Raw genomic sequence first — 21,037 nt, forward strand, 5'->3', positions numbered from 1 at the left:
ACGACCAGTTGCGCGGCGCCGCGCAACGACAGATATTGTCGACTCTTCGGCCCGTCCGAGGTCTCGCCGTCCGTGGCCTGTGTATGAATCGACGGATCGGTCGATGTCGAGCGAGTTTGACCACCGGTGACTCGATCAGTACTCTCGAACAGTCACCCAATAGCGAGGTGGCCGATGCTTGCTGGCTGCTCACAGTCTGTCTTCACTCGGATTTCTCGCTCGGGAGGCTAGCGAGTTCATCCGAACTCGCTGAGAACCTTTACAGCAGGCGCCGACAGATCGGCGTCTTCGAATCTCGAGGAGTGTTGACCGTGGCCAAGGGCAAGCGGACGTTCCAGCCGAACAATCGCCGCCGCGCGCGCGTTCATGGCTTCCGTCTTCGTATGCGTACCCGTGCGGGTCGTGCAATCGTTTCCGCACGTCGCGGCAAGGGCCGCAAAGAACTCACAGCCTGATAACCGTTCGTCCGAAGCTTGGAGCTCGGGATGCTTCCTGAGCCGAATCGGCTGCATCGCGCACGTGACTTCACCGTGGTGATGCGTCGAGGACGCCGAATGGGTAGATCGGACCTGGTCGTACACGCAGTTGCGCGTCACGAGCAGGACATCGCATCCACCGTTCATGGGCCACGTTTCGGATTGATCGTCAGCAAGGCAGTCGGGCCGGCCGTAACTCGTCATCGAGTTGCGCGCCGGCTTCGGCATATCTGTGCCGAGGTGATCGACGGGCTCGCGGTGAACACCGACGTGGTCATTCGAGCACTTCCGGGTGCTGCGCATGCATCCTCGGCAGATCTACACGTTCAACTGCGTTCAGGTTTGAAGAAGCTCGGTCTACTCGAAGCTCCGAAGGGTCCGCCGTCATGACATTCATGGGCAACCTTCGTTCCATTCCTGCTCGAACTCTCGTCTACTGCATCGTGTTGTACCGGACCTATGTGTCCCCGATGCGGCCCCCCACCTGTCGCTTCTCCCCCACCTGCAGTGAATACGCCATCGAGGCGCTTCAGGTGCACGGGATGCCGAAGGGCTCGCTCCTGGCAGTCGTCCGCCTCCTCAAATGTGCTCCCTGGCACTCTGGAGGCTGGGACCCGGTGCCCGAACCCGGTAGGTGGCGCGCAACCGTCACCGAGCTGACCGAAACCGAAGAACACCACGATCTCCTGCGAGTGGAAGAACAGAGGAGTACATAGAGCCGTGCTCGACTTCATTTACTACCCGGTTGCCTGGATTCTCTGGGTGTGGCACAAGGTGTTCGGCTTTGTGTTCCAGGATCCCAGCAATGGCTTCGCCTGGGCATTGTCCGTCGTCTTCCTCGTCTTCACCCTCCGGCTGATTCTGTACAAGCCCTTCGTCAAGCAGGTCCGCACGACGCGGCAGATGCAGGAACTGCAGCCGCAGATCAAGGCGCTGCAGAAGAAGTACGGCAAAGACAAGCAAAAAATGGCAGTCGAGATGCAGAAGCTGCAAAAAGAACACGGCTTCAACCCACTGATGGGCTGCCTCCCCGTGCTGGCACAGGCACCCGTCTTCATCGGCCTGTTCCACGTGCTTCGCTCGTTCAACCGCACCGGCACCGGTTTCGGTCAGCTCGGGCTGACGCCCGAAGAGAATCGTGAGCTGTCGAACTACGCGTTCAACGTGTCCGATGTGCAGTCGTTCCTCGATGCTCGTCTGTTCGGTGCACCGATCTCGGCGTGGATCACGATGCCGCAGGATCAGCTCAACGCCTTCGCTGTGGGTCCGGGAGCAACAATTCCGTCCACATGGGTCATCGCGGCCGTATCCATCCCACTGATGATCATCGCGGCGATCATGACTCACCTGAACTCACGTGCGTCGGTCGCACGTCAGAGCGCTGCCGCGGCAGCAAACCCGCAGTCCGCAATCATGAACAAGCTTGCGCTGTACGTGTTCCCGCTCGGCGTCCTCGTCTTCGGCGCATTGCTTCCGATCGCCATCCTGCTGTACTGGGTCAGCAACAACACCTGGACCTACGCGCAGCAGCACCTCGTGTTCGGCAAGATCGACAAGGAAGAGGCCGCCAAGGTAGCGGCCGCCGTCGAGAAGCGCTCGGAGAATGCGCCCAAGCCAGGAGTGAAGCCGGTCTCGACAACCAAGCCCAAGCCCGGTGCTCGGCCGAAGCTCTCGAAGATGGCACCGACAGGTGAAGAGTCCTCGACCGATGCCGGAACCACCGGGACGGACTCTTCGTCAGGGTCTGCCACGCCGAGCAAACCGCGACCGCAGGCGAACAGGAACAAGTCGACCAAGCGCAAGCGGCGCTGACCGACACGTCGAGAGAAGGACGAACATGGCAGCGCACGCCGAAGAAGCACAGAACGACGAAGTACGGAACGCAGCAGCTGGGGATGGAGTGGGTGACGTGATGGTCGAGACCGATCAGGTGAGTGCCGTCGAGACGGAGTCCGACGACGAAGCTACCGTCGACGACGCCGTGCAGAAGACGCCGTCGGTTCCCACGAGTGTCGATGACGCTGCGGATTCGGATGATGGTGAGGACGACGAAGACGACGAGGACTACTTGGTCGAGGAAGGCGAAATCGCCGGCGACTACCTCGAGCAGCTTCTGGACGTGCTCGACTTCGACGGAGACATCGACCTCGACGTCGAGGGTGATCGCGCGATCGTCAGCATCGACGGCGGAGACGATCTCGCCAAGCTCGTCGGTCGCAAGGGCGAGGTACTCGACGCTCTGCAGGAACTCACCCGTCTGGCTGTGCAGCAGTCGACGGGCGAGCGCAGCAAGCTGATGCTCGACGTCGCCGGGTGGCGTGCCAAGCGACGCACCGAGCTCGGGAACCTGGGTGCCGAAGCAGCACGTCGAGTACTCGAATCCGGAGAGCGTGAAGAACTGACTCCGATGACTCCGTTCGAGCGCAAGATTGTGCACGACGCAGTCGCCAAGATCGACGGCGTTGCGAGCGAGAGCACCGGCGTCGAACCCGCTCGACGGGTAGTCGTCGTCAAGGCATAGCGACACTTTCGATAAGCGATGGCCCCCACTTCGGTGGGGGCCATCGTCGTTTGTGTTGAAAGCTCGGGCTTGAATTGCATGGATGTAATTTGCCTTGGGCGTTAGCGATCGGATGGGCTCCGAGAGCGAAAAGTAATGGGCCCATCGGGTATCGGGCGCTTTCGTCACTGTGACGGGTGGTTGCAGGGCGGCTCTGTCCGTGATTCCACGTGACGGACGATGTTTCACGTGAAACGAACGCTGAGGCAGATGTCGATCAATAGGTCGAGGCGGCTCCCCCCTTTCCGGCGGTCATATCCACGCCGATCACGCGACCGGATCGCGGCCCCGTTTCGTCGACGGCCGATGATCGAGGAATGCTTCACAGCTCGGCGAGGTCGAGAGTCTCAACCAACTCTTGGACCCCAGCCGATTGCCAGTAGCCAAGACCACCCATTGTGCATACGTTCAGATTCGACCGCTCAGTTCTGTCGGCATCACGCACGCGGGTGCGCAGTTCCAAGTTCCGAGGAAGGAATCAAGTCACGGTGGGACCGCGGACTATCCGACCGTCGGTTCGCTTGCCGCGATGCGCGCCCGCGGCGAGCACATAGTCACCGTGGCCCCTTGCGCGACGATATGACAGGCGGGCCTCGGTGTAGCGGGCGGGCACACCGGGCTAGTTCATGACCTCAAACTCTGCTGTCGGGCCGGGAGAAGGTGTACTCCTCACTTGCCGAGCCGGTGTTGGATGAAGACGTGAGCCGATCGACGGACGGTGGGTTGTGACCGTGCTGTGCGTGCTGCGCGAACTCCTGGAGGCATGAGGTGTAGCGGGATCCGTCTGGGTGAATTCTGTGATGACCTTGTTCTGGACTGCGACGGCGGAGTGTCCGGCGCGGTGACGTCGCAGGTTAGGTCGAATGAGCATGGGTGGTTCACCATGGCGTGACGTGTGGCGGCCGGCAGTTTCGTAGTCACCTTCGGTCGCTTCACGCTCAGCGGGACTCGATACACCAGCATCGGATCGCGAATGTCTGCGAACGCAGGATCACCCATCGTGGGTGCGCCCCGGCGTCGCATCATGGACACGACGGTCGCGTAGGGAGAACCTCTTCCCCCCGGGTGACTTACGAGGGGTGCGGACGCGTGAGCGTGTTTCACGTGAAACAGTCGGGTTTCTGGCCGGTCGCAACCTATCGAGACTGGGCTCGATTGGACTGATGCTGGCTCGCCCTATGCTTCCGACCCCAATTGCTCGAGGAGGGATCGACGTCGCCGCTCTCGATCGCCGTGCAGGCGTCGTCCTCGAATTGCGTCTGCGGGTGATGTGGTCCAACCGATCGGAGGCAACCGACGGTCGCCTGCGAATCTGACGTCCAGATTGATCGTCGGCAAGACCCGTTGTGGAACTTGGTGCCGTGCCCGACTGACGGTCATCGACACTACGGTGACGTCGACGGCGAACGTGACCCGCAGAGAGTCGGATCGTGTTTCACGTGAAACACGATCTAGGGCACGATCCTGCCGTCGCAGCGTCCAACGGTCTTGAATACGCTCCGGCCGGTGCTCACGACATTCGGTGGGCCCGGCCCGAGGAGCATTCCGAACCGGGCGTCGATCTTGCGACCGGTCGACCGGTGCTCGCGACAGCCGGCGCTAGGCGGGCGCGAGGAGCAGTCCGAGCCGCGCGACATTTAGCGACAGTTCAAACGATGCCCGCAGCTGTCCAGTTGTATCCGAAAGCGTGGGCACGCCGATCGCCGACGACGCCACGGCGGGTGCTCGCAACATCCGGTCCCAACGAGGGGGTGTGGGGTCGGTTTCGAGCTGGGTGCTGTGGGGCCAGGCGGCGCCCGGGAATGAACGTGACGCCTAGTGGGCTCGGTCGAGGCAACATCGATTGCGGTGTCAGTCGGGGACGAATCTGCCGACGCTGTCCGACCAGAGCGAGCTGCCCGGTTTCACGTAAAACGGCGGGGGGGCGCGCCCGACAGCACGGACACGGCTATCAGAGTTACGACTCGTCTCGACGAAGTGGTTGCTCAAACCCTGGGTGGGATGGACGGATGCACTTCAGTGAACGCAGTCCTCAACGCCGTCCTTGGGGTGGCCTCATCGGATCGCCGGATTCTGTTGGACCCGTGATGGCGGTCGGGTCAGTGTGCCGGTGGGGTGCTTCCCTCGGCGAGCTCGCCGAGTGCCTATGGAGCAAGGGTCAAAGGCGCGCCCGTGCCGAGGACCCACGACGGCAGTGGGCGTAGGGCGGCGATGTACTTGGAGTCCTCAGCCTGACGTGTCCTTATCGGATGGGCGACGGGAACGGCTCCTGTACCGGATGGGTCTGGCCGTACGGGCATCTCGTCCACCATCGCCGGGACGGGAAGTCCTAGTCGATATCACTTGGTGCGCGAGTTCTTTGGAGGGTGCTGAGGACCGTGGGTCGGTCGCTCGAAGTACACGCAACTGTCGCGTCCCCAGCCGTCGGACCCTGGCACGGTTTCACGTGAAACACCGACGTACTCAACAACGGCGAAGTGTTGGGAAAGATGAACCGTCGAATCGGGAGCGGGCGCGCGGACGGCGGTCCGGCTGTGCTCGGCCCATCGAATCGGGACTCCAACTCCCGGAACCTCGCGATCTTAGCAACTTACAGAGGTGTCGTTTGGCGATCCGTGCCCGAGCACGGGATGATGTTTCACGTGGAACAAGAAGCGTCGGATAGCACCGAGTTGATGGCCGTCGCCGAGCAGATGTTCGGAGATCGACTGGATCTCGCTCGGAGATATCACGAGTCCTTGGCTACCGCCGGAGTCGAACGGGGGCTGATCGGTCCACGCGAAGTTCCGCGACTCTGGGAGCGGCATATCCTCAATTGCGCCGCGATCGGCGAGCTCATCGACGAGGGCGAGACTGTGGTCGACATCGGCAGCGGTGCTGGCCTTCCCGGCATCCCTCTTGCCATCGCTCGACCGGATCTTCGGGTGACGCTCGTCGAGCCTCTTCTTCGGAGAACCGTCTATCTGGCCGAGTTCATCGACGAGCACGATCTCAACGTGTTGGTCGTACGCGGGCGGGCCGAACAGCCCGGCGTGAAGAAGGAAGCCGGCGGTGCGGATGTCGTCACGTCGAGGGCTGTGGCCCCGCTGGAGAAGCTCGCCAAATGGTCTCTCCCCCTCGTTCACGAACGCGGCCGGATGCTCGCGTTGAAGGGTTCCAGCGCGAGTGAAGAGATCGAACGCGACAGGACTTCCCTCACCCGTATGGGTGCTGGCAAGCTGGAGGTCGTGGAGTGCGGTGTCGGTCTTCTCCCGACACCCACCATCGTCGTCAGGGCAGTCCGTGAGCCGCGGCGGCTCAGTCGCCACTGATGATCGATTGCGGGAATCGCCCCGCGCCGTTTGTATCGAACGTAGAACACATTCAGTTCCGCACTAAGGAGCACATATGTCGGGTGGGTCGGATCCCGCTGTTTCACGTGAAACAGAGTCCAAGAAGAAGTCGTCGAACGCAGCCGCCAACAAGGCGGGGGTGACGAGTGGCTTCGAGTACACCAACTCGATTTCGACCGACGACACCCCGATCGGGGCCGCCGCGCACCGGGCCAGTCAGGTCCTTCACCCGGGATCAGTGACGTTGCCCAAGCCGGCGAAGCGCCGCATGCTGACGATTGCGAATCAGAAGGGTGGCGTCGGCAAGACCACGACGGCGGTCAACCTCGCAGCCGCACTCGCGCTCCAGGGCCTGACGGTCTTGGTGGTGGATCTGGACCCTCAGGGCAACGCCAGCACGGCACTGGGCGTCGAACATCATTCCGGTGTGCCGTCGAGCTACGAGGTGCTCATCGGCGAAGTGAAGGCCAAAGATGCGATCCAGCAGAGCCCGCACAGTGAGCGGTTGTTCTGCATCCCGGCAACGATCGACCTTGCGGGCGCGGAGATCGAATTGGTCTCGATGGTGGCCCGGGAAGGACGCCTCAAGACGGCGTTGTCGGTCGAGGAGTTGGCCGGACTCGACGCCGATTTCATCCTCATCGATTGCCCACCGTCACTTGGTCTGCTGACAGTCAATGCCCTTGTGGCGGCCACCGAAGTGCTGATTCCCATTCAATGCGAGTACTACGCACTGGAGGGTGTGGGGCAGCTGCTTCGAAACATCGAGCTGGTTCAGTCCCATCTCAATCCTGAATTGCACGTCTCGACCGTCATCCTCACGATGTACGACGGCCGCACCAAACTGGCCGATCAGGTCGCCGAGGAAGTGCGCAAGCACTTCGGTGATGCCGTGCTGCGTGCCGTGATTCCGCGCAGTGTGAAGGTCTCCGAGGCACCGGGGTATGGCATGACGGTGTTGGATTACGACCCGGGTTCGCGTGGAGCAATGAGTTACTTGGACGCCGGACGAGAGCTCGCTGCTCGCTCGGCCGGCATAGACGCACGAAAGAAGTAGGACATGAGTCAAGCACGTAAGGGCGGTCTGGGGCGCGGACTCGCGTCGCTTATCCCCACGGGCCCCGATGCCGGACCGCGCCTCGGTAATGCAGCAGCCGACGTCATCATCGGTGCCGACCGCAACGCCAAGGACAAGCCGGACACGTCGACGAAGCCCAAGCGGGCAGCGGCGTCCGACGACACCACAGAGACAGCAACGGCACCTACTCCGACGCCGCCGGTGTTGAACGGGGACGACCTCTCCCCTGTCGGTGCCGTGTATCGGGAGATCTCGCCGGAGCGAATCGAGGCTAATCCCAAGCAGCCGAGGCACGTCTTCGACGACGAATCCCTTGCCGAATTGGTGCACTCGATTCGCGAATTCGGCCTCATGCAGCCGATCGTGGTGCGCCTCGTATCCGGTTCTGCAGCTGCAGGAGATGCCAAGTATCAACTCGTCATGGGCGAGCGGCGGTGGCGCGCGAGCCAGGAAGCGGGCCTGGATAAGATCCCCGCGATCGTCCGGGAAACCGCAGACGACGCAATGCTGCGCGACGCACTGCTCGAAAACATCCATCGCGTACAGCTCAATCCCCTCGAAGAGGCGGCCGCATATCAGCAGCTGCTCGAGGAATTCGATGTCACGCACGAGGAGCTCGCGGCAAAGATCGGACGGTCACGTCCCGTCGTGACCAACATGATCCGTCTGCTGAAGCTGCCGATTCCGGTACAGAGACGTGTCGCAGCCGGTGTTCTGTCGGCGGGACATGCACGCGCACTGCTGTCATTGGACGCGGGATCGGATGCACAGGAATCGCTGGCTGCGCGCATCGTGGCCGAGGGTCTCTCGGTTCGAGCGACGGAAGAAGCCGTCACTCTCGCCAATCGCGAGGACGGTAAGTCCCCCGAACCGGCGGCGAAGCGCAAGCCGATCCAGATGCCGGGCCTTCAGGATGTGGCCGATCGCCTCTCGGATTCGTTCGATACGAGGGTGACAGTGAGTCTGGGTAAGCGAAAGGGCAAGATCGTCGTCGAATTCGGGTCGGTCGACGACCTTCAGAGAATCGTCGAGATGATGGAAGCTCAGAAGAAAAAGTAGCCGCGTTTTTTCAGGACCAGTCATACCAGGGCGTAACGTCACTGTGACGTATATCGACGACGAGTGGTCCCGAAAACGGCAAAATGGATCGAAAACTATTGTGATGCATTAGGTTTCGAGGATCTTCCCCGATCACCAGGTAGCGCGACCCCGTCGCCTATCCTGGTCGAGGAGAGAATCGGCTCCCCACCGAGAATCGAGCGGTGGAACGACTGCACGGAGGCTGAGGTACGCGGTGTCGGCGATGGTGACCGGAGTGACCCTCGGCTCGTTCGAACATCTGCCGGCACATTCTCGGCGGTGTAGCTTCTGGGTCCTCGATCCCACGTCCGACGGCGCGGCAGTGGACCTCGAATTCGAGAACGAGGTGTGGCTGTCGACGATCATGCTCGAGTGGGGATCGTGCGGACAGCTGTTGTCCGTGGACGGCGACACGATCGGGTGTGCGCTGTACTGCCCGCCCCGCGCAGTTCCTCGGGCGTCGACCTTCCCTACTTCGCCCGTCAGTCCCGACGCGGTCCTACTGACCCAGCTTCGTATCGATTCCCCGGCCGATGCGGATCTGCATTCGGCAACCCTGATTCAGGCCGTGGTCGGCGATCTCGTCAATCGTGGTGTTCGTGCCTTGGAGGCCTTCGGCATTCGCCACAATGCGGACGACGCGTCACCGGCAATTCCCAACGCGACGGCACATGCGACGTGCTCGGCTGCGACATGCATGATCGACGCCGACTTTCTGGAGAAGGTCGGCTTCGAGGTGGTGGCACCGCATCACAGGTTCCCGAGACTCCGCCTCGAATTGGATCGCGATCACGGGTGGAAACAGGATGTCGAATCGGCGCTCGAGCAATTGCTGGTGGCGGCGAGTATCTCGGTGGTCGACATCGAACAGAAGTCGACGGTCGGAGCTCGCTGAACGACGGCTCCGACCGGTGGCGCGGGGGCGCCGTCGATCAGGGGCGGTCGGCGGCTGCGAGTTCCTCGGCCAGTAGTTCAGCGAACGTGAACGTGCCGGTCGGTTGGTCGTCCTGACCCAGGAGGTACAACCGCTTGACGGCGATCAGGATTGCCTCGGCAATGATGTCGCGGAATCGCGGATCGCTCAGTACTTCGACGTCGGATTCGTTGGTGAGGTAGCCGAGGTCTATCTGGATGGTCGGCATGTTGGTGAGCCGCAACAGATCCCACGTGCGGCCGTGACTGCGGCAATCGAGAAGTGGTGTGCGAGCAACGATTTCGCGTTGCACGTAGCTGGTGAGGACCTGGCCGATCATCGAGGTGGATCCGTGCGAGTTACCGAAGTGGAAGCTGGCCACTCCGTTGGCCACAGGACTGGTGCTCGACGCGCAGCGCAGCGAGATCATCAGATCTGCGCCCCAGGCGTTGGCGGTTTCCGCGCGGTCGGCCACCGACGGGTTGGTTCCCCGTGCACGAGAGAGGAACGTTTCCATTCCGGTCGCCGCCATTCGGCCTTCGAGACGACTGGCCAGATCCCACAGAATTTCCGATTCGGAGACGCGTCCGAATGTGCCGTCGACGATGCGGCCGGTGTCGGCACCACCGAGATCGGGGTCGATGACGATTCGCTTACCCGTCAGCTGTGGGCCGGATTTGCGTACGAGTTCTTCTTCGCTCATCGCGTGGGGCGATCCACCGGTGACACGGGTTCCGAGGAGGTCGAGCGAACGCAGTGTCGCCGGGCCGCAGATACCGTCGGGTGCCAGACCGATCTCGCGTTGAAATGAAGACAGGCCCTCGTGCGTCTTCGGTCCGAAGAAGCCGTCGACGCGCTCGTTGTAGAAACCGAGGTCCTGCAGGCGTGTCTGCAGGGTGGCGACGTCGTCGCCGTACAGCGGAGCGGACAGCTGGTAGATCAGCGTGCGGGCACCGAGGTGGTAGGACGCTTCTTTGAGGGCGCGGTACGTGGCCGGTCCGACGACGCCGTCGACCAGTAAGCCACGATGCTGCTGGAACGCGCGGACGGCACCGTCGAGGGCCCGGTCGAACACCGATCCCGGGGCCGTCCAGTGGCCGTCGTCCATCGGGCCGGGCGGAACCACGGCCTCGTGGAGGAAACCGAGTGCCGAGAGAGTGCCGCGGACCTCGGCGACGGCGGGTCCGGAATCGCCGTGACTGAGCTCCTGCATCCTGGAAAAACCCTCTCGATCGTCCTGACGGTCAACACGCACTTCGATGCGCTGATGTGCCGACGCAAGCATCGGCACATCAGATGATTGTCGCAGAAAGACAGGCTTCTGCGGCAATCCACACCAAGCGTGGGTGAGTCAGATAACGCCTTCGAGGTCCTTGAGCAGCGCGGCCTTGCCCTTTGCGCCGACGATCTGCTTGACCGGCTTGCCACCCTGGAACAGGATCAGCGTCGGGATGGACATGACCTTGAAGTCCCGAGCCGCCTGCGGGTTGGCATCGATGTCGAGCTTGGCGATGGTCAGCTTGTCCTTGTGCTCGGCAGCGATCTCCTCGAGAACGGGAGCAACCATCTTGCACGGGCCGCACCAGGTGGCCCAGAAGTCGACCAGAACGGGCTTCTCGCTGGTCAGAACGTCGTCGACGAACGACGCGTCGGTGATGGTGACTGTGCTCTTGTCGTCGGACATGTGTATCTCCTCGGTGTGGGTCTGCAAACAGGTGGTGGGGCTACCGGTCAGGCGTTGACGGCGTCGACCGGCTGATCGGCGTGCTCGAGTGTGTTGGTGGTGATGTCGCCCTGCTCGGCCAGCCAACGCTCGGCGTCGATGGATGCGGTGCAGCCGGTACCCGCAGCGGTGATGGCCTGCTGGTAGACGTGATCGACGAGGTCGCCTGCAGCGAACACGCCTTTGACCGAGGTGGCCGACGTGGGCGATGCGACCTTGACGTAGCCGGCATCGTCGAGTTCGACCTGGCCCTTGACCAGCTCGTTGCGAGGATCGTGGCCGATCGCCACGAACATCCCGGTGACGTCCAGAGTCGTCTTCTCGCCGGTGACTGCATGTTCCAGAGACAGGCCGGTGACGCTGGTGTCGCCGAGCACTTCGAGAACCTTGGTGTCGGTGAGGAAACGAATCTTGTCGTTCTTCTTGGCGCGCTCGAGCATGATGCGCGACGCGCGGAACTCGCTGCGGCGGTGCACGATCGTCACGCTGCGGGTGAAGCGCGTGAGGAAGGTTGCCTCTTCCATTGCCGAGTCGCCGCCGCCGATGACGGCGATGTCCTGGTCGCGGAAGAAGAACCCGTCGCAGGTGGCGCATGCGCTGACGCCGCGTCCGAGGAGCTTCTCCTCACCGGGAATGGATAGGTACCGAGCGGCTGCGCCCATCGCGAGAATGATCGCGCGAGCACGGTAGGTCTCGCCGCCCGCCGAGACGGTCTTGATCGGCCCGGTCAACTCGAGCTCCTCGACGTCCTCGGTGCGGATGTCGGCACCGAAACGTTGCGCCTGCTCGCGCATCTGCTCCATCAGATCGGGGCCCATGATGCCCTCGCGGAAACCGGGGAAGTTCTCGACCTCGGTCGTCGTCATCAAGGCACCGCCGAACTGGGTTCCCTCGAACAGGATGGGCTCCAGCTCTGCGCGGGCCGCGTAGACACCGGCGGTGTATCCGGCCGGTCCCGAGCCGACGATGATGAGATCGTGAACCTTGGGGGTACTCAATGCAGACCTTCCGATCTTGTGCGGCGTGTTCTTGGCGTCGACGCGAAAGTGCACTGAGCACTGCCTATCGACGTACATCTGGTCAACACCACCCTAGAGGCAGTTGTTCCCCGGTGAGAGATGTGTCAGCCGATATCGCGACGCGTGAGGACGTCGGGATTACCGCCGCGGCAATCGTTGCCCACTGCCAGAGCGATGAACTGCGCCGGCCCGGCCCCGGCGAGGACGAGGAGCGTTCCCTGTCGGCCGTCGACCCGAACCTGACTGGATCCCAAGACGGCGGCGGTGGGGTCCACGCCGTTGGCGTCGAGACACGCGGCGAGGTCTGCCGGATCCGACAGGCTGCCGGGGTCTCGTTTACCGATGACGGTGAACGCGACGTTCGAGTCGAGATCGGTGGAATCGAGAACGAGGGACGAGTCGGGTGGCGTGGTCCCCGGCTCGGCTACGACGGGATCCGACGTGCCCGGGCTGTGCAGGACCGCGGCGAAGGTGACCGAACCACCCGCGAGAAGTGCTGCAGCAGCGGCGATTCCGACGATCACGTGCCGGCGTGTACGCGCGCTACGTGGAGGTCTGCGAAGCGGAAGGACATCGGCGGTACGGTCCGCCGACTCTGTGTCGGCCAGGGTCTCGAGGGTGCGATCGATCTGCCGGGCGACGTCGGCGGGAACGGGCATCGTGCCGTTCGGATCCTCGCCCAACTCGTGCAGCCGAGCGGTGACGGTGTCCAGTGTCGCCAGGATTCGCATCGCCTCGGCGTCGGCACGCACCAACGGCCACAGCCGACTGCTGACGTCCTCGGGTAGTGCATCTGCATGCAGATCGGCCAGCAACTCGGGTGAGAACGGGGCACCGGGTAGAGCGTCGGTGTTCGACGACACGTTCCTGCCTCCCTTCGCCGAGTCTTCTTTCCCTCTCACACGGTTTAGACGCGAGGGGTCTAGATTCGGTTCCCTGCGTCCTTGAGGTATGCGAGCTGCGTCGACAACTTGAGTCTGCCGCGAGCGCATCGACTCTTCACGGTACCGGTGGGAACCCCCAGCAACGCTGCGGCGTCGGCCACCGAGTAACCCTCCATGTCCACGACGACCACCGCCGCTCGCTGGTCGGGCGGCAGCGTCATCAGGGCCTGTCGGACGAGGATGCTGGTCTCGGATTCGGAGATTCGGTCCCGAGGCGACACCGGCTCGTGACTCTCGTTCTCGCTCAACGGAACCGACGGACGTGCCTTGTTTCGGCGAATGCGATCGAGGCACGCGTTGACGACGATCTTGTGCAACCAACTGCGGACTGCAGCGTCCGCGCGAAACGACCCGGCCGTTCGATGCGCGGAGAGCAACGCCTCCTGCAACGCGTCGGATGCGTCCTCGGGTGTGTAGCTCGTGCGGCGTGCCGTGAGCCACAGGTGTTCCTGATGGCGATGGATCAACGTGGCGAATGCGGTCGGCTCACCGGCTGCATGAGCAGCCAACAATTCCGCATCCGTGCGCTCCCCCAGCGCCGAATCGATACGTTCGGTCATACGAAAACGGCTCCCCCCGTGTTAACGCATTGGGGGGAGCCTAGGCCATCGATACCGCGAAGTACGAAACGAACGCGATTTGCCTCTGTATCGCCGGTTTTACGTGTCGAAACCGATCCCGGAGATCGAGGTAGCGATGCGGCCACCCTGCTCTCCGAGGGTGGTGATCCACACCAGGACGTTGCCGGTGGGTTCGGTGCCGTCGAGCGCGATGTCGGTGCGGCCGTTCTGCAGAGTGGCTTCACCGAGCAGCGTGGTGTCGCCGAGGCTCGGTGAATCGTTGGGAGCGGACCTGATCTCGACGACCGTTCCCGGCGACGTCGATTCGATCCACGCGTTCTTCAACGTCGACGACGGGATGGTGACGAGCAGTCCGACACCGTTCTTCAGTGCCGGGAACTGCTGGAAGTAGGAGTCGGTGGTCCAGGCCGTGCTGGGGTTGTTGTCGATCACGTTCGATGCCGTGCCCGGGTTGTCTGCAGACCCCTGTGGGGAGAAGACGCTGACATCGCTCATCGCGACGGGTCCACCCGTCGGCGCCGGGGGCGCAGCGGTGTCGCCGGCCGGCGGTGCGGCAGCCGGGGTCGTCAGCCCGAACTCCTGGCTGTCCAGCGGCGCATCGGTGTTGTCGCCCGCGATGGAGGTGAACAACCAATAGCCGGCGAACGCCAGAATCAGCACCGTCAGAGCGCCGAGAACGGCGATGGCGATGTTGGTTCGCGTCGACTTCGCCTTCTCTGCGGCCAGCTCTTCCGGGTCTGCGAGCGAGTGACCGCTGGCTCCCGGGGCACGCTGGCCCAGTCGCAGTGCCGGCATCAGGTCGGTCTTGTCGTTGACCACCGCGGCCTGATCGAGAACGTGCTGCACCGTCGCGGCGGTGCGAATGCCACTGTTCTGCTCGAGCGCTCGTACCGCGACGGCAGAGATCTCGAACGGAACGTCGGGGCGAATTTCGCGAGGCTCGCGCGGCGCACCCTTGTCGTCCCGATCGGCCGGACGCATGCCGCCGACGCTGCGCAGGGATGCCGCGTCACCGGGAACGACGGCTTCTCCGGTGGTGTCCGACAACGGCCAGCGTGCAGTGATCAGGGCGTAGAGCATGGCACCGAGACCACGGACGTCCGAACTGGAGTCGGCGTCCGCCAGAGTCGCGGGAAACGCCAGGACGGCGTTGCCGCTGGTACTGATGCGTACGCGATCGGGGTGGTCGATCGACAGCGCGCCGCCGCTGCGGTGCGCAGCCTCGGCCGCGGCGGCCAGGACCTTGATCGCACGAGCGGCACCGGTGGGGGCAGGAACCGTATCGGCCATCTCGCGCAGCGAGCGACCGGGAGTCCACTCGGCGACGACGATGCCGCCGGAGCTACCGCGCACCACGTCGAGCACCCGGGCGAGGCCGGGAGAGTTGATCCGACCGAGGCGCAGCGTCCGGGACAGGATTGCCTGCGGGCCCTGAGTGCGGTCGTTGGGTGACGCCGTGGACTGCTGATCGGCGTCGACGAACGTCAACGCGACCTCGCGGTCGAGCTTGACGTCGTGGGCCTGCCAGAACTTCAGCCCGCGAGCTCCACCGTGCGGTGCCAACAGGCGGTAGCGTCCCCCGGCCACCGAAGCACCGGGAATCAGCGTCGGTCCGCGAAGGGTGCGCCCGGGGGCGTCCGCGGTGGACTGGTCCTCGGCTGGTTTTTCGGCAGCTTTGTCCGTTGTCGGCTTCGGTGCTACTGGTGTGTCGACTGCAGTCGATTTCTTCGTTGCCTCCACCGGTGTGCTGTCGGTCTTCGGCTCGGCCTTGCTCGCGTCGTCGACCGGCAGCTTCGCCTTCGAGATGGAGACGGTCTTGTCCGACGGCTTGGCCGCCAGCGCTGCCTTGGAGATCGCGATCGTCTGATCCTTGGGAGCGGACGCTTTGGTTTCCTTCTTCTCGGTGGCCTCGGCACTCGACGCTGCCGCCGACTCAGGCGTGCTGGGTGTGCTCGGCTTCTCCGAAGAATCAGGTGCTTTCGAGTCCGCTGTCTTCGACTCGGGTGTTTTCGACTCGGGTGCTTTCGACGACGCAGCAGACTCGGCCTTCACGGGCTCGGTGCGGTCCTGGGTGTCGACTTCGACTCCGCCGCTCGTTCGGTCGGCTTCGTTTGCTGGAGACTGTGCCGGCCCCCCAGCAACATCGTCGTCGGTCACTGTTACTCCTTCAGGCGAATATGCCCCGTGTTGTTCTACAAGCGGTCGACCTGCAGGGGCGTCTGCCCCCGGGTGCCGTTGACCAGGGTACGGGAGTCGATCCCGCGCAGTGTCCCATGTGGGCTCGGTTCGAATAACCGGAATCACGCTGGTTTCCGCGGCAGCCGGATCCGGCACCGAACCGGACGTCACACGCTCGGGCGGGGCCGACCGTCCGAGGACCCGGCGGACGAGCCGGCTCAACGCGACGGTGACGGCCAGTACTTCGGGAATCTTGCCGAACCACAGGATGGAGAACGTGATGCCGAGCATGATGACGGCGTCCATCGCGACGCGCACGAAGTTGCCGATCCAGCCGTTCGCCATGGCGTCGAATCCGACGATCCGGTCGATGGCGAGCATGGCTGCGCCGCCGGCCAGCGAGGCGATGAGAACCAGCCAGACAGTCTTCCCGACGTTGGCCATCCGCAGGTTGCCGAGGCTCTTGTGCAGCAGGTATCCGCCGATGACGGCACCTGCGGTGTAGCCGAGGCCGGTCGCGGTGCCGAGGAGCAGCACCACTTGTTCCGGATCGGTTGCGACGATCGGGGCGAGCAACGACAGGCCGATCTTGACGGCGGTGATGCCGAGGACGATCCAGGTGGGCGTCCAGGCCTGCTCGCGGGCGTAGAACACGCGCAGGTGGATCAGGACCAGCGCGTACGGGATAAGGGAGAACGCCGACCAGCTCACGGCCTCACCCAGCCGGTTGGCGTCGGGCGCAAACTTGCCGAACCCGTACAGCGCCTCGCCCACCCACGGCCCCGCAAAGGTCAGGAACACGACGATCGGGACCATCGCGACCATCGTCAATCGGGTGGCGACGGAGAGATCGTCGACGACCGAGGGCGTGTCACCGTTGGCGGCATTACGACTGAGTCGAGGCATGATCGCCGTCAGAACCGTGACGCCGAGAATGCCGTACGGCAACTGCAGCACGATCCAGGCCTGGGAATAGATCGTGGGGCTCGCGTCGTCGGCTCCCGACGAGATGTTGGTGGCGACGATCAGACCGATCTGACTGATGACGACGTAGAGCACGATCGCGGCCGCCATCGCGCCGAACTTCTTCAGGCGCGCGTCGAACCCCCAGAGTGGGCGCAGGTCGATCTTCTCGCGGCGAAGCGCAGGGATCAGCGCCAGGACCTGCGTGATGACACCGGTGGTGACGCCGAGGCCGATGATCAACAGCTGCGGGTTCGTCATGTCGACCGGATTGACGGTGATCTCACCCGGCATCAGGAAGTAGATGCCGAACACCGCGAGTACCACGAGGTTGTTGAACACCGGTGCCCACGCACCGGGTTTGAAGTTCTGTCGGGTGTTGAGCACCGCCGTGAGCAAGCCGGAGAGCCCGTAGAACATCAGCGCAGGCAACACCAGATAGGTGAAGGCAATGGTCAGGTCCTCGTTGACCTTCGGATCACCGTTGAGCATCAGACGCGCCAGCAGCGGCGCAGCGATGGTTGCGGCCAACGCCACGGTGCCGAGCAGCGCGACCGCAATGGTGAACAGGCGTCGGACGAAGTCACGTCCGCCGTCGGCGTCCTCTTGTTCTGCGCGTACCAGGACAGGAACGACGATCGCTCCGAGGACGGCACCGAGCACCAGCTCGGAGATCATGTTCGGGAGAATCGTCGAGACGGTGAACGCACTGGCCAGGCCGGCACCCAGGGTGGCCGTCATGGCTACTTGCTTGGCGAATCCGGTGATCCGGCTGACGAGGGTCGCAACGGCGATCGAGCCCGACGCGGCCAGCAACGATTTCTGAGGTCTGGGTTCGGGCTGCGGTGGTGACTCGTTGCCGCCCGGTGGTGTCTGCGGCGGAGGAATGTTCCCCGACGGCGCGGCGGGTGGGTAGTCCTCGTCCCGGAACCGTGGGATGAGCTGAGTTGCGGAGTCGTCCGCTGCCGGTTGACCGTCGAGCGGGGGCGGTGCCGGATAGGAACGCATCTCCGGTCGTGGTTGCCGCTCCCAGGGGGCGGGGCGTGGGGGCGTCGTGCGCCGGAACACCTGCGCTGCGGGCATGCGTGACCGGGGCAGGTCGCCGTCGTACGGCACATTGCCTGTCATGGTCTCTCGTACCCTTCGTCGGCCGGGTCGGGTTGTCCTCGGAATCGGTGCCAGAGTCGTCGGCCTGCAAGCAACAGTAGGAGCGCGCCGGCGCAGGCGGTAATTATCGCGAGAGCTTGACCGTATGCGTTCGATCGAACCGACACCGTCGATACCTCGCCGAGCCGGGTGCCGTCGAGGGTGGTGACGGAGAAGTCGACCGACAGATTGCGTTTGTCGTCCACCTCGGCGGGCACGGTGATGGTTCGCGATCCGCGCGCCGGAAGTTGGGTCACGCCGACGTCGCTGATCGTCATCTCCGGTGGCGCGTCTACTCGGAGGAGCACGTTGACCGGCACCGGTAGGTCGTTGCGGGCCACGAGCAGCAGCGGACTCTGCTCGGAGGCCAGTGTGTAGACGCCGCCCGGGGCCAGCACGGTCACCGATCCGTAGACGGTGTCGAGTCCGACGCGGGTCGCGGTGAGACGGGTGCGTGCCATGGCCGCGGCGTCCTCGCCTTCGGCGCTGGCGCGACCCGCGGTCGACAGGGCGCGGAGCATGTCCTCCCGCAGCGGGGCGGTGTACAGGCGCGGAGTCAGTGCGGACTGGGGATCCTCGACCAGTGACTGCGCCAGGGTGTCCACGCGTGCGCTCTGTGTGCGCACCGTGTCGATGGCGGACGCATCGAGATCGGTCGGCACATCGATGCTGGTCACCGGGATGCCGGTGGGGGGCTCGGTGATCAGGCCGGGCAGCGGACGAGGCGTCGCCAGGCCCGAACGCAACAGCGAGGACACCGTCGACAGGATTGCCGACGGTTCGTCTCCTCCCGCGGTCCAGTACTGCGGCGGTGCGACGGTCACCGTGCGGCCGGGTCGATCGGCACCGACGAGGGCGTGGAAATTGATGGCGCCGAGGGCGTCCTGCAGCCGTGCGGTACGAGAGTCGGTGCCCAGGTCGAAGCGTTGATTCGCCGGGGTCAAGGCCGGGGTCGACGGGGTCGTGCCGATGCCGGCCAGTGCGGCTGCGGTCGCCGAGTCGTAGTGGGTGGCGGCCAAGGTGCCGGTCGGATCGGCGGCGGTCGGCGCGGTATCGGTGGACACCAGCAGAGACGTCGGCGACGACGTGGGTGGGCTGATGCTGTTGTCGGCGACGAGGACGGTCCCGGTTCCCGACGATCTCAGCGCGTCCGCAGCGCCCGCGTCGACGCCGCCGGTGGCACTCCAGGTGAAACCGCGTAACGAGCTGATGCCGAGGATGCCGTCGACGATGTCGGCCGGGGCGGCGACAGCGCTGCTGAGCAGCGAGGAATCACCGATGTCGGCGACGGCGGCGAGGTCGGCCTGAGCGAACGGTAGGGCCGTCACGCACGTGTTCGACGCCAGTGCCTCGAGCCGCGTCAACCACTGGGCTGCGGCCCCGCTGCCGGAGCCCTCCCGCGCGGAGCTGGCCGGATCGGCCGGGTTGTCGACGACGAGGTAGCCGCGGGTCATGTTCGAGACGGTGACCAGCAGGTCGGGGTCGATGCCGATGCACAGGCTCGACGCCAGTTTGCCGTCGGGATCGAGACCGGGCTGCGTCGCGAATTCCAGGGCTTTGAGCAGGGTGTCGAGCCGACCACCAGCGGCGAGCTGGGTCGCCAGGTCGTCGTCGATCAGACGCACTCGATCGTCGATGGAACCGGGGATTCCGGCCGCGAGACGGGGAATGTCGGCGAGTGGCCATAACACCGTCATTGCAACGGGGTTCCGGGTGTTGGGGGGCAGCGGCATCGCGCCGGGCGCTGCGGGGTCGAGCTGACCGGGATTCCGCGGCAGTCCGACGACGGGTAGCAGGAAGCGGGCGTCGTCGAGTCGAGCCGTCCCGCCGTACTCGGGGGTGCCGTTGACGTTGAGAAGTAGGGGGTAAACGCCGGGAGCGTCGATCCCGAGTGAGGGCTCGGTACTGCTTCGTAGCTGCATCGACAGATCGAACTGGCGGCTCTGGTCCTTCTCCAGCGACTCCGCGACCGTGACGAAAGTCCCGACGCGGTCGAATCTTTCCTGGTCGAGGGTGAGCGAGGTCCGCAGACCGGACGTCGTGTCGATGGCCGCCGCACCCTGCAGGCGAACGCTGACGTCGTCGACGCGTCGATCGCCGGTGTTCTTCACCGTCGCGCGAACCGTGACGAACGGATCGCTGCTGGTGGTGACCGTCGAGGGTGCGACCGTATCGATGCTCAGCGTCAGGAACGGATCGCCGGACTGCGTCATCGGGGTATCGGGAACGGCGCTGGTCGTGCCGCTGGTGTCTCCGGCGGAATCTGGCTGCGCCGCGGCAGTAGGGAGCTGTTGGGGTACCAGTGCTGCGGTGCCGACGGCCGGCGCTGCAGCGAGGAAAAACGAGGTCAATGCGGCGGCAGCGACCTTCCGGGCCCGCACGATCACTTCCCGCCGGGCGTGGGTGCGTTCGTGTCGCCGCCGGTTGTCTGCTCGCCGTTCATGTCCTCGATGAGTCGGGTGGCGATGGCGGCGAGTTTGCGTTCGTCGGCGTAGGCGAGTCGGGACGGCAGTTCGCTCAGCGGTACCCAGGCGACTTCGGTGACTTCGAGATCCTCGTCGGACAGTTCACCGCCCAGGAAGCGGAGGAGGTAGTGGTGAACGGTCTTGTGGACCCGGCGGCCTTCGGTGACGAACCAGTAGTCGATGCTTCCCAGCGACGCCAGCACGGTGCCGCGGATGCCGGTCTCCTCGGCGACCTCGCGCATGGCCGTCTGCTCGGCGGTTTCGCCCTGCTCGATGTGTCCTTTGGGCAGGGACCAGAGCAGGCGTCCGCGCCGGTCGGTGCGGCCGATCAGGGCTGCGCAGCGGGTGGCAGGCGGGCCGTCGAGGCCGTCGACCACCAGGCCTCCGGCAGAGGTTTCTCGGACGGTCCGCAGCTTGGGTGCGTCGGTGTCGGCGCGTGCTTGACGCCGCCGCGGGTTGCGGCGGCTCCTGTTCGCACGTTCGGCAGCAGACACCCGATCCATACTAGTTGCCTCGGCGCCCCGCTCCGGCTTGCCGCACCGTGGCCGATGGCCGAGACGATCCGGTCGATACTGCGCC

General features: G+C 64.4%; 18 protein-coding genes. 10 read left to right on the plus strand and 8 right to left on the minus strand.

Annotation, left to right across the window (positions count from 1 at the left end):
- Positions 1 to 311: 311 nt before the first annotated feature.
- The 10 genes from rpmH to AB0O58_RS04365 all read left to right on the plus strand — a co-directional run bounded on the left by rpmH (position 312) and on the right by AB0O58_RS04365 (position 9,421).
- On the plus strand, positions 312 to 455 hold the full coding sequence (gene rpmH / locus AB0O58_RS04320; protein WP_026347786.1) for a 50S ribosomal protein L34: 144 nt from the start codon (positions 312 to 314) through the stop codon (positions 453 to 455).
- 30 nt (positions 456 to 485) lie between these two features.
- Positions 486 to 866: a ribonuclease P protein component gene (gene rnpA, locus AB0O58_RS04325; protein ID WP_032367623.1), complete on the plus strand. Its 381-nt coding sequence runs from the start codon at positions 486 to 488 to the stop codon at positions 864 to 866.
- The gene (gene yidD / locus AB0O58_RS04330; protein WP_027495003.1) at positions 863 to 1,192 is read left to right on the plus strand and encodes a membrane protein insertion efficiency factor YidD; all 330 of its coding nucleotides are present in this window, start codon (positions 863 to 865) and stop codon (positions 1,190 to 1,192) included. Before rnpA ends, yidD begins: the two co-directional genes overlap by 4 nt.
- Positions 1,193 to 1,196: 4 nt before the next feature.
- Positions 1,197 to 2,288 carry a membrane protein insertase YidC gene (yidC, locus tag AB0O58_RS04335; RefSeq protein ID WP_032400884.1) on the plus strand — a complete coding sequence of 364 codons (1,092 nt, stop codon included), beginning with the start codon at positions 1,197 to 1,199 and terminating at the stop codon, positions 2,286 to 2,288.
- A 25-nt stretch (positions 2,289 to 2,313) separates the two neighbouring features.
- On the plus strand, positions 2,314 to 2,997 hold the full coding sequence (locus AB0O58_RS04340; RefSeq protein ID WP_032385249.1) for a R3H domain-containing nucleic acid-binding protein: 684 nt from the start codon (positions 2,314 to 2,316) through the stop codon (positions 2,995 to 2,997).
- Positions 2,998 to 4,214: 1,217 nt separating this feature from the next.
- Positions 4,215 to 4,352 (plus strand): hypothetical protein, encoded by a 138-nt coding sequence (locus AB0O58_RS04345; protein WP_283550841.1) that lies wholly within the window; start codon positions 4,215 to 4,217, stop codon positions 4,350 to 4,352.
- A 1,317-nt stretch (positions 4,353 to 5,669) separates the two neighbouring features.
- Positions 5,670 to 6,347 (plus strand): 16S rRNA (guanine(527)-N(7))-methyltransferase RsmG, encoded by a 678-nt coding sequence (gene rsmG, locus AB0O58_RS04350; protein ID WP_032371601.1) that lies wholly within the window; start codon positions 5,670 to 5,672, stop codon positions 6,345 to 6,347.
- 76 nt (positions 6,348 to 6,423) lie between these two features.
- Complete coding sequence (locus AB0O58_RS04355) at positions 6,424 to 7,425, plus strand: ParA family protein (protein WP_027495008.1); 1,002 nt, start codon at positions 6,424 to 6,426, stop codon at positions 7,423 to 7,425.
- Positions 7,426 to 7,428: 3 nt separating this feature from the next.
- Entirely contained in the window at positions 7,429 to 8,505 is a 1,077-nt protein-coding gene (locus AB0O58_RS04360) for a ParB/RepB/Spo0J family partition protein (RefSeq protein ID WP_032373406.1), read from the plus strand.
- A gap of 235 nt (positions 8,506 to 8,740) precedes the next feature.
- Positions 8,741 to 9,421, plus strand: coding sequence for a hypothetical protein (locus AB0O58_RS04365; RefSeq protein WP_032373407.1), 681 nt, complete (start codon positions 8,741 to 8,743; stop codon positions 9,419 to 9,421).
- Positions 9,422 to 9,458: 37 nt separating this feature from the next.
- On the opposite strand, the gene AB0O58_RS04370 is transcribed toward AB0O58_RS04365, so the two are convergent.
- The 8 genes from AB0O58_RS04370 to AB0O58_RS04405 form a co-directional block, all read right to left on the minus strand.
- The gene (locus AB0O58_RS04370; RefSeq protein ID WP_032371397.1) at positions 9,459 to 10,652 is read right to left on the minus strand and encodes an N-acetylmuramoyl-L-alanine amidase; all 1,194 of its coding nucleotides are present in this window, start codon (positions 10,650 to 10,652) and stop codon (positions 9,459 to 9,461) included.
- A gap of 138 nt (positions 10,653 to 10,790) precedes the next feature.
- Positions 10,791 to 11,123 (minus strand): thioredoxin, encoded by a 333-nt coding sequence (gene trxA / locus AB0O58_RS04375; RefSeq protein WP_008711582.1) that lies wholly within the window; start codon positions 11,121 to 11,123, stop codon positions 10,791 to 10,793.
- 47 nt (positions 11,124 to 11,170) lie between these two features.
- Entirely contained in the window at positions 11,171 to 12,160 is a 990-nt protein-coding gene (gene trxB, locus AB0O58_RS04380; RefSeq protein WP_366237995.1) for a thioredoxin-disulfide reductase, read from the minus strand.
- A 125-nt stretch (positions 12,161 to 12,285) separates the two neighbouring features.
- Complete coding sequence (locus AB0O58_RS04385; RefSeq protein WP_032373409.1) at positions 12,286 to 13,044, minus strand: hypothetical protein; 759 nt, start codon at positions 13,042 to 13,044, stop codon at positions 12,286 to 12,288.
- A gap of 59 nt (positions 13,045 to 13,103) precedes the next feature.
- Positions 13,104 to 13,685: an RNA polymerase sigma factor SigM gene (gene sigM, locus AB0O58_RS04390; protein WP_045841535.1), complete on the minus strand. Its 582-nt coding sequence runs from the start codon at positions 13,683 to 13,685 to the stop codon at positions 13,104 to 13,106.
- 99 nt (positions 13,686 to 13,784) lie between these two features.
- Positions 13,785 to 17,975 carry a murein biosynthesis integral membrane protein MurJ gene (gene murJ, locus AB0O58_RS04395; RefSeq protein WP_287452452.1) on the minus strand — a complete coding sequence of 1,397 codons (4,191 nt, stop codon included), beginning with the start codon at positions 17,973 to 17,975 and terminating at the stop codon, positions 13,785 to 13,787.
- Complete coding sequence (locus tag AB0O58_RS04400; protein ID WP_366237940.1) at positions 17,972 to 20,374, minus strand: glycoprotein; 2,403 nt, start codon at positions 20,372 to 20,374, stop codon at positions 17,972 to 17,974. Before AB0O58_RS04400 ends, murJ begins: the two co-directional genes overlap by 4 nt.
- A 2-nt stretch (positions 20,375 to 20,376) precedes the next feature.
- A complete protein-coding gene (locus tag AB0O58_RS04405; protein ID WP_366237941.1) occupies positions 20,377 to 20,952 on the minus strand; it encodes an NUDIX hydrolase in 576 nt (191 codons plus the stop codon).
- Positions 20,953 to 21,037: the final 85 nt, after the last annotated feature.

It is taken from the genome of Rhodococcus sp. NPDC080181, from assembly GCF_040702225.1.
GTDB lineage: Bacteria > Actinomycetota > Actinomycetes > Mycobacteriales > Mycobacteriaceae > Rhodococcoides > Rhodococcoides fascians.